General features: G+C 39.4%; 17 protein-coding genes. All 17 read left to right on the top strand.

Annotated elements, in window-relative coordinates:
• The first annotated feature begins 10 nt into the window (after positions 1–10).
• The 17 genes from BHF68_RS01245 (at position 11) to mrdA (ending at position 15,715) form a co-directional block, all read left to right on the top strand.
• Positions 11–1,525, top strand: coding sequence for a PilW family protein (locus tag BHF68_RS01245; RefSeq protein ID WP_069641826.1), 1,515 nt, complete (start codon positions 11–13; stop codon positions 1,523–1,525).
• 173 nt (positions 1,526–1,698) lie between these two features.
• Positions 1,699–2,103, top strand: a complete 405-nt coding sequence (locus BHF68_RS01250; protein WP_069641827.1) for a type IV pilus modification PilV family protein — start codon at positions 1,699–1,701, stop codon at positions 2,101–2,103.
• A gap of 29 nt (positions 2,104–2,132) precedes the next feature.
• Positions 2,133–2,576, top strand: coding sequence for a hypothetical protein (locus BHF68_RS01255; RefSeq protein ID WP_069641828.1), 444 nt, complete (start codon positions 2,133–2,135; stop codon positions 2,574–2,576).
• A 47-nt stretch (positions 2,577–2,623) separates the two neighbouring features.
• Positions 2,624–4,096: a PilW family protein gene (locus BHF68_RS01260; protein ID WP_069641829.1), complete on the top strand. Its 1,473-nt coding sequence runs from the start codon at positions 2,624–2,626 to the stop codon at positions 4,094–4,096.
• 152 nt (positions 4,097–4,248) lie between these two features.
• On the top strand, positions 4,249–4,641 hold the full coding sequence (locus tag BHF68_RS01265; RefSeq protein ID WP_069641830.1) for a response regulator: 393 nt from the start codon (positions 4,249–4,251) through the stop codon (positions 4,639–4,641).
• Positions 4,634–5,506 carry a cyclic di-GMP-binding domain-containing protein, MshE-related gene (locus tag BHF68_RS01270; protein ID WP_069641831.1) on the top strand — a complete coding sequence of 291 codons (873 nt, stop codon included), beginning with the start codon at positions 4,634–4,636 and terminating at the stop codon, positions 5,504–5,506. The genes BHF68_RS01265 and BHF68_RS01270 overlap by 8 nt, the downstream gene beginning before the upstream one ends.
• Before the next feature lie 85 nt (positions 5,507–5,591).
• Positions 5,592–7,040, top strand: a complete 1,449-nt coding sequence (locus tag BHF68_RS01275) for an SPOR domain-containing protein (protein WP_069641832.1) — start codon at positions 5,592–5,594, stop codon at positions 7,038–7,040.
• Positions 7,041–7,088: 48 nt separating this feature from the next.
• Positions 7,089–7,718: a manganese efflux pump MntP gene (locus BHF68_RS01280; protein WP_084019119.1), complete on the top strand. Its 630-nt coding sequence runs from the start codon at positions 7,089–7,091 to the stop codon at positions 7,716–7,718.
• Positions 7,719–7,786: 68 nt separating this feature from the next.
• The gene (locus BHF68_RS01285; RefSeq protein ID WP_069641833.1) at positions 7,787–8,455 is read left to right on the top strand and encodes a tetratricopeptide repeat protein; all 669 of its coding nucleotides are present in this window, start codon (positions 7,787–7,789) and stop codon (positions 8,453–8,455) included.
• Between the two features lie 103 nt (positions 8,456–8,558).
• A complete protein-coding gene (locus BHF68_RS01290) occupies positions 8,559–9,473 on the top strand; it encodes a hypothetical protein (RefSeq protein ID WP_069641834.1) in 915 nt (304 codons plus the stop codon).
• 187 nt (positions 9,474–9,660) lie between these two features.
• The gene (locus BHF68_RS01295) at positions 9,661–9,909 is read left to right on the top strand and encodes a DUF4321 domain-containing protein (protein WP_069641835.1); all 249 of its coding nucleotides are present in this window, start codon (positions 9,661–9,663) and stop codon (positions 9,907–9,909) included.
• A gap of 46 nt (positions 9,910–9,955) precedes the next feature.
• Positions 9,956–10,546, top strand: coding sequence for a Maf family protein (locus BHF68_RS01300; protein WP_069641836.1), 591 nt, complete (start codon positions 9,956–9,958; stop codon positions 10,544–10,546).
• A gap of 31 nt (positions 10,547–10,577) precedes the next feature.
• Entirely contained in the window at positions 10,578–11,279 is a 702-nt protein-coding gene (radC, locus tag BHF68_RS01305; RefSeq protein ID WP_069641837.1) for a RadC family protein, read from the top strand.
• Positions 11,280–11,314: 35 nt separating this feature from the next.
• Positions 11,315–12,343 (top strand): rod shape-determining protein, encoded by a 1,029-nt coding sequence (locus BHF68_RS01310; RefSeq protein ID WP_069641838.1) that lies wholly within the window; start codon positions 11,315–11,317, stop codon positions 12,341–12,343.
• A gap of 18 nt (positions 12,344–12,361) precedes the next feature.
• Positions 12,362–13,270, top strand: coding sequence for a rod shape-determining protein MreC (gene mreC / locus BHF68_RS01315; RefSeq protein ID WP_069641839.1), 909 nt, complete (start codon positions 12,362–12,364; stop codon positions 13,268–13,270).
• The gene (gene mreD, locus BHF68_RS01320) at positions 13,270–13,791 is read left to right on the top strand and encodes a rod shape-determining protein MreD (protein ID WP_069641840.1); all 522 of its coding nucleotides are present in this window, start codon (positions 13,270–13,272) and stop codon (positions 13,789–13,791) included. The genes mreC and mreD overlap by 1 nt, the downstream gene beginning before the upstream one ends.
• Positions 13,781–15,715, top strand: coding sequence for a penicillin-binding protein 2 (gene mrdA / locus BHF68_RS01325; RefSeq protein ID WP_069641841.1), 1,935 nt, complete (start codon positions 13,781–13,783; stop codon positions 15,713–15,715). The genes mreD and mrdA overlap by 11 nt, the downstream gene beginning before the upstream one ends.
• Positions 15,716–15,730: the final 15 nt, after the last annotated feature.

A 15,730-nucleotide genomic window follows, 5' to 3' on the forward strand; every position in this document is an offset into this window, starting at 1 on the left:
GGTTTTCAGAATGAAAACATATCTAGAGAACAAAAAAGGCGTTACCTTTGTTGAATTAATTGTTGCTATGGTTATCTTAGGAATAATCTCTACAATTACCTATCAATTTTTATGGCAGAACCAATTTGTTGTCTATAATAAAGGTACTACTAAATCGCAAACGCAACAAATGACCCGGGCTACGATTGACGCAATTGTTAATGAAATACGCACGGCTAGGGAAGTGGAGCTTATCAATCCTGCCCAGGTGAAAAGTGTGGAAGAAATAATTGCAGAAAATGAAGCTGATAACGCTGATTATAGGTACCTTTTTCTAAATCAAGATTATCAGATTGAATACCGCTCGGCAGAAGGAAGTCGACTCCTACCCGGGGTGCCTACAGAGATTTTATTTGATGTAAATTTTCAGGTGGAGCGTAAAGAAAGAAACGATTTTTACCGATTTTTTCTAAGTGTTGATTTAATGGGTATAATGAGAGACTATCAGTATGAAGTTGATACAGAAGTACAATTGTTGAATATTTTTTCAGGTTCGGCGATTCATAACGCCTTTTCAGAAGATAACAAAACAGAAACGAAAAAAGCATTACGTATAAACATGCAAGGTAATTTACTTCCAGGATTAGGCCCAGATCCCAATCTACCTGATGCTGAATGGTTAGATTTCATTGATAGCGTTTTTGTATTTGGTAGTCAACTGCACTTTGCAGGAAGTAATATTATTGGATTAGAATCAACAATGTTTATAACTGGTGGTGTTAATAGTAGTAATTTTAATGGTGGTTCTAATATTAATGTTAGTAATATATTAATAGATGGAAATGCAAATATGATAAATGTGAACTCTAGCATAGGTTCAAGCTCTAGTCCTGGAAATATAGTTATTAATGGAAACTACATTAATGGAACAGGTCAGAGAAACATATATGGTACTGTTTACATTAATGGTGATTTTGATCTTGGTCAGGCTTGGGTGCATGGAGATGTATATGTTAATGGTGATTTTATAATAAGCACTGACAGGAGTTTTAATAATTTTTTAAATGGTACTAATGGTCATATTTATTATACTGGAAACATTTCTGTCCCAAGTTATTTCAATACTAGTCATTCAAACTTTCCTGCCACTAAAGTTGATACTGTACCTATTATGGCAATTCCAGCGCATGGGATTCCACAATTAAGAGATGCAAGCTGGTATGAACAAAATAACTATGTTTCGAGTGGTTTGCTAGAAAGCAATATGAAAATTTACGCTTCTAGCTATACGTCAACAGCATGGAGGCCATCGGCGAGCAACGTAGTTATTGTTGCAGAGGGTGATATAACAATTACAGGAATCGGCAGTAGTAGTTTAAGTGGGGTATTATTCTCAAGGAATGGAAGGGTAACATTCGGTGGTAGTTCATTTACAGGAACAGTGATTGCAAAGAACGGATTTTATGTTACTAGTGGTGGTACAGATGTTACATTTAAAAGTGTAGGAGATTTTTTCTCTAATGTAGAAGATTATCCATTTGAATAAAAGTGATTACAAAGAACCTGAGCCAAAACAGCTCTGGTTTTTTTGTGTGCAAATAAATATGCTTAAAAGTGTAACGTTTCTGCCCCTGTGGTAAAATCAAAACACAGAAATATGTGGGTTCGAATAAAATGGCTAGAAGCTAGACAAGAATGTAGCGTAGCGAGGTGGTAATCGTGGGACAACGATTCAAAGATACACAAGGATTTAGTTTAATGGAAGTGATAGTCGCAATGGTAATTATTACGATTGTAGGCGGTGCAGTTGTGGGTGTTTACCACACTACAAGTAGGGCTAGTGCTTCCAGTAAAGAGCGTTTGGCTGCGATTATCGAAGCAGAGAATCAAATTGAACACTTACGCGCTAATCATGGACTTGTAATTAGTGGATTAGATCCTGAAAGTAACGCTATTGGGAGCAGCTTCACAATAAACAATACATATGGTCACGGTTATACTACGATATCGTTATTAAATTATGACGAAGACAGAAGATTTGCATTGTATCAAATTGTAGTTCAAGTGGAGTCTGAGAATATTCAACCAATATTGCTTGGTGGTAAGCTGCTTGTTGAGTACTAGATACCTTGTGTTTGTAGGGGGTGGTTGGAGTGAAGTGTATAGCAAACAACAAAGGAACAGCTTTGTTTATCACAATTGGTGTTGTAGCTCTATTAATGATTCTGATTGGTTCATTAACAATGGCACTTAATAATGAAATACGATTACGAATGGCAACAGAAGAACGTGTGCTTGCTAAGTACTTGGCTGAAGCAGGCATAGAACGTGCTATTTTTGAGATTGTCACCAATGATGATTTTCCCAACTCACCTGAGACAATTAATATATCTATAGATGATGGAATAGCTGGACAAACTACAGGTTTGGTTGGTCAGTATCAAGTGTCGGCAATTTATATGAGCGGCGACGAGAGCTTTATTATCTTTTCAACAGGTGTAACTGAGCCAACTAGCGGGATTCGAGAACGTTCGATGTCTATTGAAGTAATAATGACCTTGGCAGGTGAGATTATCTATTGGCAAGAGGTGCATTAATAATTTATTAAAAGCATACATAAAAGCTTCTTTTTGGGGGTGAGAGAATGGCTAGGAATGCACGGGTTCATAAGCGTAGTAAAAACCGCGACGGGTTTACACTGATTGAGATTCTAGTGGTTATGGTATTAGCTGTGTTTGTAATCGGTGCTGCTTATAGCATGCTTTTTTCTGGCTTAATCGTAGTTGGAACTCAGTCGGGAAATGTTGATGTTCGTAATGATCTCCGTAATACTATCAATACGATGACTCGGGATATTCAACAATCGACGGATGTTTCAACTACAACTATTGGAGGTAATGAATATTATCAGTTTACACAAGCAAATGGAGATATGATAGTTTACTATTACGATGCGGATAGGCAGGCATTGATTCGTCGTGTGAACACTAGTGATCAAACAATTATAGATACAATAGACGGAAGCCAAGCAAGTCCATTTACTATGGAGCAAACAGATACCAATATCTTTAATGTCCAAGTTTGGTTAATAAATAAAAGTGGTTTTTTGCGTTCAGCAACACCAGAGCAACACGAATTTGAAATTGCTCGAAGAATCGGCGTAGGATATTCTGTACCTGCACTTGGGGATTTATCTAGTGCAGCTCGTATTCTTCATTATAAGTTTCCAGGCTATACTGTAAGTGCAGCAGAAATACGTGACCAAGATAGTATGGTAATTATTCAGGTAACGAGTGGCGCTGATTTAGAGAGCTTAATAGCAGAGTTTGTATTATCAGATGGAGCTACAGCAACTATCGACGGTACACCTCAAGTAAGCGGTGAAACAGTCAATAACTTCAGTAATTCATTGGTAGTACCGTTCTACTATACAGTTACGGCAGAGGATGGCACCCAAAGACAATGGCGGATTGTTGTTTCTGTAGAAGACGATTTAAGCCAAGGTGGTGACGGTATTGTGTTATATGAAGATAGTGACGGTAATTTACAGCCTATGCCATTCCAACCAATAATAAATACTACAGATGAGGATCCTAACTGGACGAAGTTAATTATTACCTCTGGCGTGGGTACGCAGTCTGGCTATAATGATTATGAGTATTATGCACCTGAAGGCATAACAATAGAAACGGGCGTAGAACTAATATCTGAACATAGTGGTCAGACGAGCTTAATGCTTACTTCTGATACGGGGGATATCGTTATCGAAGAAGGTGTTACATTTGCATCTTCGGGGAGTTCGAATAACGCCAGGGAACAAATTTATATTAAAACATTAGGCAACATCGATATTAGGGGAGTCAATATGGTGGCAGAGCGCTACATCTATTTAGAAGCAGGTAAGAATATATTTGCACAAAATGCGTTATTGCGTGTAATGCATAATTCAGCCCCTAATGTCGATATCTTTCTTGAGCTTTATCCCTATGAAGACGGTAATCACATTTATATTGATAACCTAACAATAGATTTTACTAACGTTACTAATGACGCAAAAGCTAGGCCATATAGTGCTTTAGAAGGGAATTTAGCTTCTGGAAGCATAACACCATTTTAATAGAAATCAAAAAATACTGTCGCCCTCTTCATCGAGGGCTTTTTTACTTGAAGAAAAATAGCTTTTTTAGAAGGAGAAATGAATACACTTGTAGAAATGATGTCTATATAGAATTTGTAAAATAGTTTGCAGACCAAGGGGGAAATAACACAATGTCAAAAACTAAGAAGCTATTAATCTGTGACGATTCACTATTGATTCGCATGCAATTGAAGGATTTTATTTCAAGCTGTAATTATACCTTTGACTTAATTGAAGCTAAGGATGGGGAAGAGGCTTATGAATTATATAAGCAGGAGAGGCCCAGTTTAGTGTTTCTTGACGTGGTTATGCCGAAGCTAGATGGTATAGCATGCCTGCGTAAAATACGTGAGTTAGACCCTGATGCAAAGGTCGTGATGTTAACATCAGTAGGGACGAAGGAAGTAATTAAGGATGCACTTCAGGCAGGGGCAGCAGATTTTATGCAGAAACCATGGCAAAAGGATACCCTAGTGCAAATGATAGATAAATTCATTCCTTGCGAGGTGAATTTTGATGCTTAGTCAATATTTTGGTAGTTTTCTCTTAAACAAAGGCTATATTTCTAGGGACACATTGGAGCATGCCCTTTCGCAGGAAAAAAGTACAAAGCTTAAGCTTGGTATTTTAGCAGTTAGTGAGGGTGTTTTAACAGCTGACCAGGTCGAGCAAATCCATAATCAGCAAAAAACTCAGGATAAGCGCTTTGGCGAGCTTGCAGTTGAGCTTAACTATTTGACGGATGAGCAGGTTGGAATGCTATTAAACTTACAGAAGTCAAGCAAGGTTGAACTTAGTCAAATTCTTATAGACGAAGGGTTAATGGATCTGCGGACCTTAGAAAAAGCTTTACAAGCTTATAAAGAGGATGCTAATCTATCAGAAGTTCAAATGAAGGCAATTAAAAGTGGCTCAATAGATGAGATAGTGGAGGCCTTCGTTAATATCCCAACCCAAGAAAACAAAGGCTTATATCAAGAATACATACAACTATTTATTAGAAATATGATTCGCTTTATAGATTCAGCTCCAGTCATAAAGGTAGAGAATCAAGAAATAAATCCACAGCATGTGGCTGTAAAACAGGGTTTATCAGGGGCAATAAACATGTCTTCCTACATGGTATTTCCAGAAAGTACTTATGTAGCTTTTGCTAGCCGTTATTCAGGCATGGATATAACGGAAAAAAATGAGTTGGCCGACGCATCTGTAACGGAATTTTTGAATTTGCATAATGGTATATTTGTAGTTAATTTATCTGACCAGGGAATTAAAATGGATTTGTCGCCGCCAGTGACTTTAAGTGGTGCTGAAGTATCTGAGCGCCCTGCACTTACTTGTATTACTATAGAATTGGAAATTGGAACTTGTCAGCTAGTTATTCAGTAGGTGTAAACTTGTCTATTATATGATAAAATTTATAAACGAGACTTATCTCATAGGAATATAGCAAAGCTTGCTGAAGGCAGGGAAGATGATGGACGAGAAGAAACGAGATGGGGATTATACTAAGCATAATGAACAAGCTGATAATATACCTGCTGGTGTATTTGAAGATGTGCAGACAATCAATAATGATATAGAAGAAATGTTAAGCCTCAAGGCTGCCAAGCGTTATGATGAAGCTGCAGACAAAGCTAAAATAATGCTAGAAAAGAAGGTTCTGCCGCCAGCTATTAAGCAGCAGGTAATTCTTGAGTCGGTAGAGATATACTTAGAAACAGCACAATATACAAAGGCACAGGAGTTACTACAACACGTCAAAGATATGAGTGATTTAACTGAAGATTTGGCAAGGGATTTACAATATCGAATCCTTCATATTGGTGTTGTTAAGGAATTACTACGAAAAAACAATAAACAAGAAATGCCGTGGTCAATGCTTCCGCGTTTGCTCGTGCAAAAGGCTGAGCAAGAGATGGATAAGATCATGCCTCTTTATAAAGTGAGGAAATCTCTTGAACAGAGCCAAGATGAAATTTACCAGGCGCGAAAAGAGTTAGGTTTGGCAGAGGAACCAAGTCTTTCCCGTGATAGGATACGAACGACGGATAAGGAAAATGAACAAAAAGATCACTTCTGGATTGCTGTGGTAGTAGTTGTAGTACTTGCAGTAGGGATAGGTTTTATGCTAGCAATGTCCTATTTATCAAGGACAGCGGAACAGAGTAATGCCACTTTAAACATTCAAAATCCAAGTGTACAACAACCAGGTCAAGACTCAGAGACTAATGTACCATCAATCGACCTACTAGACCCTGATAACAATCAGGTAGCAGTTGAGCCTGTATATGAGATAATTACAACAGAGGCTTCTTATGTACCTGGTGAATGGTATTTCATTCAAGCAGGTGCCTATAGTAATGCTGCAATTGCTGAGGCTAATGTGAATAAGTTCATCAACGCAGGTTTTTATGCAGAGCAGATATCAAGAGAGCCAATACTACTAATGGTGTTTGCAGGTAGCTCACAAGGACAGGCCGACAGAATGCTAGGGCGCATTAAGGAGCATCAGGAGTTCGTAGATTTTTCAATGTATGTTCGCTCAATTCAAGCTAAATCCGAGTATATGATGCTCGAAGGAAAGAGCATTGATGAAGAAGCCCTTAGTCTATTCGGTGAACGCATGACTGGGTATTTGCGGTTGGTTTCAGATACTAGTCTCTACTTATTAGAGGAGACGGATGCAGATAGGCGTTCAGAGGCAATTCGAGAACTTATGAATACATCGGAACAAATTAGAGAGCAGCTAGATATAATTCTTGCCTTCGATGATAATCAGGAATACCAAGTGCTTCAGAAATGGCATGATGAACTAAAATATTTCACTAATCGTTACCTAGACATTATAGAAGCAAGGGATAGCTTCAATGTACAGCTACAGGAGCATCTTTTTGAGCTGCTAGTACCGCAAATATGGTAGTATATATGAGAATTTAAATAATACAATAGTACAATAGGGAGTACTCACATGGGTACTCCTTACAATATGATGGGAAGTGTAGCTTGGCTAGGCTTCAGTATGCAGGAGGAAAACATGAGTTTTATTACAATCTTTTTAATAGCAGTGGCCTTAGGAATTGATGCCTTTTCTGTATGTGTAGGAATTGGCTTGTGTGGTATACGCAGACGTCAAATATATATAATATCGATAACTGTTGGTATTTTTCACGTACTTGCACCACTAATCGGAATGCTTCTGGGTCATTTGGTTGGGGAATTTATCGGGACAATGGCTAATGTTTTTGGAGCTATAGTTTTGCTCGTCATTGGTGGGTATTATATAATCGCCTTTGTTAGGGATAGAATCAGGGGAGAAACTGGTGAGTGTGCCGTAGATATGTCACTATTAGCAAAACCCCTTGGTGTGGTGATTCTAGCGGCAAGTGTCTCCTTTGATGCATTAGCCGTAGGATTTGGTCTAGGAGCATTAGGTATGAATGTATTTGCGTCAGTACTTATTATTGGTGTCGTTGCAGGGCTTATGACTTTTGCTGGCCTTATTCTTGGTAAACGTTTAGGGAATATTATAGGAAATAAAGCGGAGTTAATTGGAGGTATTCTTCTAGTAGGAATTGCTATGTATCTATTAGTATGGTAGCTACAAGCTTAGTAGTTGAAATAGCGTAAATATACAATTAGAAACCGTGATTAAGGAGGGGTTCGACTATGCATAAGACAAGCATATTTTTCGCAGTTGTTCTCGTTATTGTTCTTGTTATAGCTATCAGCATTTACTCGTTTGAAGCACAGCCAGACCCACTTGAACCAAGGGAACTAGAGAACGGCCTAGAGCAAGCTATTGAGTTCATGGAAAAAAGGTATTACCCTAGTGCAATTGAGGAGCTAGATACAATCATTGCCCAAGAGCCAGATAATGCTGAGGCATATTTCTATAGAGGTAGGTCATACCAGGAGATAAATGACTTTCAGAATGCAATTGCCGATTTCCAACGGGCAACGGAGTTAAATCCAGCTGATGCTGAAACATTTTTCCAAAAAAGTACAACCTATATGCGTATGGGTGAGTTTGACCACTCGACAGAGGCGTTAAATCGTGCGATTGAAATAGATAATGAATATGTATTTGTTTACTTTAATCGTGGAAATGCATATTTTCGTATGGGTCAATACCGTGAAGCTGCCAATGAATACTCGACAGTAGTTGCCTATAACCCTGAACATGCTAATGCCTACTACCAAAGAGGTTTAGCTTATATTGAGTTAGGCGAATTAGCCGATGCAACTGCAGATTTCCAACAGATTATAGACCTAAATCCAAGTGAACAGCTTGTAAATGATGCTCAGCTTCAACTGAATATGATTTCAAAAAATTAATAGTTCTAAAAAACGATCTCCCTTCATATATATAAGTAGTAGACATGTATATAAGCAGTAGACATGTGAGTAAGCAGTAGACAAGCTGTGGAGGGAGATTAATATGAATCTTAAACAAAAACTACTTCCCTATGTATTTGCAACCCTATTAGCTAGTGGCTGTGGTATATTGTTAGGGATGTTTTTTCTATCTATATTTACTGGACAAGCAAATACTGAAATAAATCCTGAATTACCACAAGTTGTACAAGCTTCAACATTAGCTGCAATGTACGAAAATCAGGAGAACATCTTAGAAGATAGTAATAACTTAGAAGGTAGCAACAACTTAAATAATAGCAATAACGCAGATGACAACAATAGCTTAGATAGTAACCTAGAAAGCGCTGGACAAGCTGTAGAAAAGCTTATAGAACGAGCAATTACTTTTCATGAAATGAAGTGGAGCTTTATTCAGGCTGGTGTCTTTAATAAACCAGATTATGCTGCTCCGATAATTAGTACATTTCGCAATCATAATATTAGAATTCAAATGCTAGACAGCCAGCCTGCGCGGGCCATGGCTGCTGGGTTTTTAGACTGGAATATGACTAATAGTGTATCACGCCAGCTTAGCTTTATTGATGTAGAACTATATAACCGTGAACTTAATATGACGTTTGAAACAATTATATTAGATTTGCCTGAAGCAGATGCAGCAGTTTATGAAGAGCAATTAAATAATCAGATTCTAGACTATTTAGAGCAACTACAAGGGACTAGCTACGACTGGATTAATGGTAAGGGTGATTTTACCAGTACGCAGGCTCTAGTTAGCAAACAAAAAGAGCTGCTAGAAACAATCGAGCAGCTACGCTCCTACGGTGCCAACAATCAAGATAAGACGCTGCTTTTTTGGACTGCTGAACTTATAAAGCTAGAAGGAGTAATTTCTGGTTCACGCTCTGAAAATAGTCAGCTAGGCTGGGTATTACAAGAGCATTTGTTAGTGCTTCTAAGTAAATGTAAGGTTTACTAAAAACTTACTAAGTGTTCTAACTAGTGCAACATTGATTTTAAATAGGACTATTTCATTGTTGTAGACAAGCGTTGCTTCTGTTACACTATCTATGTTACAAGCGTAGCAATAGGTAGTGTTTTTTATGTTGGGTTTATAACGTTTTCACAGTTTGTTTCACAGTTTATACGGTGGGGAGAGAAGTTCAATGGCAAGAGCCACACCATCTAAAGCAATCCTAGTTATTTTACTATTAATAGGCTTGCTGTTGGGAAGTATTATTGGAGACATTTTAGGCAAACTAGGAGTACCTTATGTTTTTGAATCGAAGGAAATTCGTTGGAGTCCAGCTGGAGATTTATTAATTTTAGTCTGGGACATTGATATCATACTAAGTATCAATCTTGCCAGTGCCATTGGATTAGGAATTGCTTTTTGGATTTACCGTAGATTATAATAGATATAAATAGGGAAAATACTCCAAATTAAGAAGGGATTCATAAATGCAAAGTCGAATAATATTAGCATCCCAGTCTCCAAGACGTAAGGAATTGTTAGCGGGGTTGGGTTTGTCTTTTATAGTGAAGGTCAGTGCTGTTGATGAAGATCAAGCTACACGTGACGCTAGTACTTTAACTCCAGCGGAGCTTGCACAAAGGCTTAGTGCATTGAAGGCGGAAGCAGTAGCGGCACACTTGTCCGAAGGAATTGTTATCGGGGCAGATACTATTGTTGTCCTTGGTGAAGAAATCCTAGGTAAGCCTATGGACGCTAATGATGCAGAGGGGATGCTTCGCAAGCTATCTGGCAAGACACACCTCGTGATATCTGGTGTTACAGTAATTGACGCACAGACTAAGGAGCAGAAATCAATCTATGAGCTTACAGAGGTTGATTTTAAAGAGATTACTGACGAAGAAATGGCTGCATATTTAGTTAAGGCTAATTATTTGGACAAGGCAGGCAGCTATGCCGTGCAAGAGCATGGCGCTCTGTTTGTCAAAGGGATTCGTGGCTGCTTTTTTAATGTTGTTGGTCTGCCGCTTTTTAAAACAGCGGAGCTTTTACAGGTGTTTGATGTGAAAATATTATAATTTTATATTATAATGGTAGGAGGTTTCCCAAATGGAGAAATCGGTTGTTAAGGAAACATGTATGATTCGAGACCTACCAGCAGAAGAACGACCACGAGAGCGAATGATGCATTATGGACCAAGTAGTATGTCTAATACGGATTTATTAGCAATTATTCTGCGCACAGGCTCTAATAAGCTACCTGTACAAAGGCTTTCTGAGCAGGTACTTACCCATTTTGAAGGGCTGCACGGTATAGTGAACTCTACCATTGAGGAAATCACTGCTATTAAAGGTATTGGTACTGCGAAGGCGGTACAAATTATGGCGGCGATTGAACTTGGTCGTCGGATTGCTAGACAAAAGCGCAGCGCAATTTTCATCATTAAGGGGCCTGAAGATGTAGCTGATTATATGATGGACGAGCTCCGTCATTTGAAGCAAGAGGTCTTTGTATGTATCTACTTAAATACGAAGAACCAGGTTATCGGTCATGAAAGAATTACAATGGGTAGTCTAAATTCATCAATTGTTCATCCGCGGGAGATCTTTAAAGGTGCTTTAAAGCGTAGCAGTGCTTCTCTAATTTGTGTACATAATCATCCAAGTGGTGACCCAAATCCCAGCAGGGAAGACATTGTGGTCACAAAAAGATTAGTAGAAGCAGGAGAGATTCTTGGAATTGATGTTTTAGACCATATAATCATTGGAGACAATACCTATTATAGTCTAAAAGAAAAAGGGCATATGTAACTACAGCAGGGATTTTGAAGGGAGATAATAAATAAATGTTTGGTTTTAGTCGTGATATGGGTATTGATTTAGGAACTGCCAATACTTTAGTGTATGCAAAAGGACAAGGAATAATCTTAAATGAACCATCGGTAGTAGCAATGCGTACCGATTCTAAACAAATTGAAGCCGTTGGAGAAGGGGCAAAGAGCATGATTGGTCGTACCCCTGGCAATATTGTAGCTATCCGCCCAATGCGTGATGGTGTTATTGCTGACTTCGAAACTACGGCAACGATGCTTAGATATTTCATTAAGAAGGCAAATAAAAAGCAAAGCTTTTTCTCGAGAAAGCCACGGGTTATGATATGTGTTCCTTCGGGAATTACAGCCGTTGAGAAACGTGCTGTCGAGGATGCTACGATTCAAGCTGGAGCTAGGGAAGCTTATACTATTGAAGAGCCGATGGCTGCCGCTATTGGTGCGGGATTACCAGTACATGAGCCTACGGGTAGTATGGTTGTAGATATTGGCGGTGGAACAACGGAGGTAGCAATTATTTCACTAGGTGGAATCGTAACTAGTAGATCAATTCGTGTTGCTGGTGATGAAATGGATGACGCTATTATTCAACATATTAAGCGTGAATATAACCTGATGATTGGTGAACGTACGGCAGAACAGCTAAAAATGACTATCGGATCGGCAATCGCTATGGACGATAAAGAAGGCACCAGTGTAAGAGGACGTGACCTTGTAACAGGTCTACCGAAAACACTCGATATATCGTCTGCTGAGATTAGTGAAGCACTCGCAGATACGGTATATAGCATTGTTGAGGCTGTAAAAGTAACATTAGAAAAGAGTCCGCCAGAATTAGCGGCGGATATTATAGATCGTGGAATCGTAATGACAGGTGGCGGTGCGTTATTACAGAATTTAGACCGTCTGTTATCTAAAGAAACGGGAATTCCAGTGATTGTAGCGGAGCAGGCCCTGGATTGTGTAGCAATTGGTACAGGTAAAGCTCTCGAAAATATCCACTTATTCACATCAAAGGCAGGGTTCTCAGGAAAATCGAAGTAAATAGTTGGGGTGTAGAGATTGGAGAACTGGTTTGGACAGCGCCGCTGGATGATTATCTTTATTGCCATCATTGTCTTGGCATTGGTGATGAGTCTTACGGTTAAGGGGCGAGAGGAAGTCACATTACCCGAAAAAATTATATTAGATACATCAGCGTTTATTCAAAAAATGATATATAAGCCCGCTAATTATGTAGCGGGCTTATATGACGATATACGTAGGATAAATAACCTGTATGAAGAAAACCATGCACTTCGAAATACGTTAAACAGCATGGCTTTCATTCAAGCGGAGTTAAAGATTGTTAATGATGAGAACGAGCGGCTTCGTAAGCTACTAGATTTAGAGGAATCAATTCGTGATTACGATCTAGTGGCAGCGAATGTTGTTGGACGAAGCCCGGCACGCTGGGATAACCTAATTACAATCGACCGTGGAAGCGCCCACGGGATTGAACGTAATATGGCGGTCATTAATCAAGAGGGGCTAATTGGTAGGGTATATACGGTATCTAATTACAGTGCTAAGGTGCTGTTAATTACTGATAGTAGCGCTCCCTCTGGTATTTCCGCTGTCATCCTTGGTAAGGACGAGAGTTTTGGGGTAATTGAAGAATATCTACCTGAGCATGGATTTTTACAAATGAGTATGATTCGCCCTGATGTCCAGCTTGAGCGTGGCGATTTAGTCGTTACATCAGGACTAGGTGAAGTATTTCCAAAAGGGCTAGTAATTGGTACTGTTGAGGCAGGACGGAGAACGGAAGGTGGACTGACCCAGAGTGTCTTTGTCAAACCAGCTGTTTCTACCCATTCATTAAATGAGGTTATGGTAATTAGACAAACACTAGTGATTGATGATTCATTTAATGATACAATAGATAGGATAGAGGATGAACAGACTGTAGGTGAAGGGACGGAATCGTAGTGTATTATTTACTAAGTGGAGCTATAATGCTGTTAGTAATATTTCTCCAAGCTACCCTCCTGTCTATTTTCTTTCCTATGGTGACACCAGTAAATCATTTTGTTGTGCCTAATCTAGCAATAATTGTGCTAATGTTTTTGTGTATATTTCGCGAGGATAAGAATATTGTACTGTTTGCATTTGTGATTGGCTTGTTAAAGGATATTATATTTGGTACTTATATAGGGCTTTATGCATTTACCTATGGATTCATTGCTTATTGGGCGAATATTACCTTTAGGTTGTTTATTGATAAGAGTATTATAGTTTTTGTCATATCAGTCTTACTGGGTATATTATCATTTGAATTTATTATATGGGGTATAAACTCCATGTTTGGTCTGATTGACTTGTCGATTGGTCAATCCTTTGACCGCTACTTTTGGGGAAGTGTGTTATTAAGTTCTGGCGTAGCAGCCATAGTCTATCAACCAGTTATAACATTACTAGAAAGGCGAGGGGTTATTTTTAATGAAGAATGAAGAGTCCCATGTTCCCCGTAGGCTGAATCTGTTATTTTTTATTGTATTTATCTTTTTCACTATATTGCTATTAAGGTTAGCGGGTGTGCAATTAGTAAAGGGCGAAGAGTATCTGATGCAGTCCGAGAGCAACAGTACAACGACCCTTTCGATGCCAGCACCCCGCGGTTGGATGATGGACCGTAACGGTGAACTACTGGTGTCTAATCGACCAGCATTTGTTGTAACTTTTACAGAGGTACCTAATGTCCTTGTCGATTACGAAGGAATTGCTGCTAGGCTTGAGACAGTATTAGATTTGCCGCAGGAGGATATTCTTCGTGCCATGGACTATAAGGCACCACGTAGGTTGCCAAGATATTTACCGAGACAGTTAAAAACAGACGTTGATCAAACGGTAGTTGCTTATATCACTGAGCACAAGGACGAGCTGCCAGGTGTCAATGTTGTTGTAGAACCAATCCGTGAATATCGCTATGGTAATTTAGCTGTACATGCTATTGGATATATAAGCCCGATTCCAGAGCATCAGAGGGATTTCTATCGAGACATGGGCTATCGTCTTGATGAAAAGGTCGGTATTGATGGTTTGGAAAAGCAGTACGAGGAATTCCTACGTGGTACAGCAGGTCAGCGAGTGGTTGAGGTTAATCGTTTTTCACAGCCGATTCGCGAGCTTAGTATGGAAGCACCAGTTAGGGGTGCAGATTTAACCCTAACAATCGATAAACGCCTGCAGGAAGCTTCGCAAAAGATTATTGAGGAACAGCTAGAAATCCTTAGGACACGTGAACGTGACCCAATTCCAGACGTTAAAGAAGCCGTTGCTGTGGCAATGAATCCGATTACTGGAGAAATTCTAGCGATGGCGAGCTATCCAAGCTACGATCCAAATGTGTTTACAAAACGTCCGTTATCCCAGGAAACAGTCGATTATTTATTTACTTCAGAGGGTAATCTGCCGCTTTTAAACCGTGCTGTTGATGCAGCCTATGAACCAGGCTCGACGGTGAAAATGGCTACAACACTGATGGGGCTCCAAGAAGGGGTCATTAATGCAAATACACAAATTTTTGATAATGGTTCATTGTATATTGGCAACTGGAGCCGCCCATTTAGAAGCTGGGCCTGGCATCGTGGCGGACACGGCTGGAACGATCCAAAGCAAGCTATTCAAGTATCGAACAACGTATATATGTACCAAATAGCCCTATGGATTAGTGGATATCCAAATTCCCAGCATATGAACTGGAGTCGTGTGCGTAATGCACCGCCGACCTTAAGGGAGAGCTTAAAATCTGATTGGCAGCGAAATCGTGATTTACACCCTGCAATTGATACCTTTAAGGAGTATTTCGCAATGTTTGGCCTTGGTGTAAAGACTGGCATAGATCTACCGAAGGATAGTTCAGGTTGGCCGATGAATGTTAATGAAATCGGTGAACTGGCTTTTACGGCTATTGGTCAGAATATGACCTTAACGGCAATGCAGCTAGCACAATATACCAGCACAATCGCTAATGGCGGTGAACGCTTAGCTCCTTATTTAGTGAAAGAAGTTACAGATAATAGGGGTAGAACATTGCTAGAGCGGGATAAAGACGTGCTCAATGTTGTAGATATTGACCCTCAGCATATTAGAGTAATGCAGGAAGGAATGCTGATGGTAACAATGCCGGGAGGAACTGCGTATAACACTTTCCTAGGCTTTCCAGAGTCTGTGGCAGCGAAAACTGGTACTGCTCAGACTGGTGTGGAGGGGAGAACAAATGCGACTTTCGTCGGATATGCTCCATATGAAAATCCAGAGATTGCAGTTTCGGTAATTGTACCAAATGGCGGTGGAGGTTCTGATACAAGCGGTATGATAGCCCGTAGAATCCTTGAAGAGTATTTCCACTTACAAAATATAGATATTGAATAAAGTTATGCCCCCTAT

Origin of the sequence: Desulfuribacillus alkaliarsenatis (genome assembly GCF_001730225.1) — a bacterium.
Classification (GTDB): Bacteria; Bacillota; Bacilli; order Desulfuribacillales; family Desulfuribacillaceae; genus Desulfuribacillus; species Desulfuribacillus alkaliarsenatis.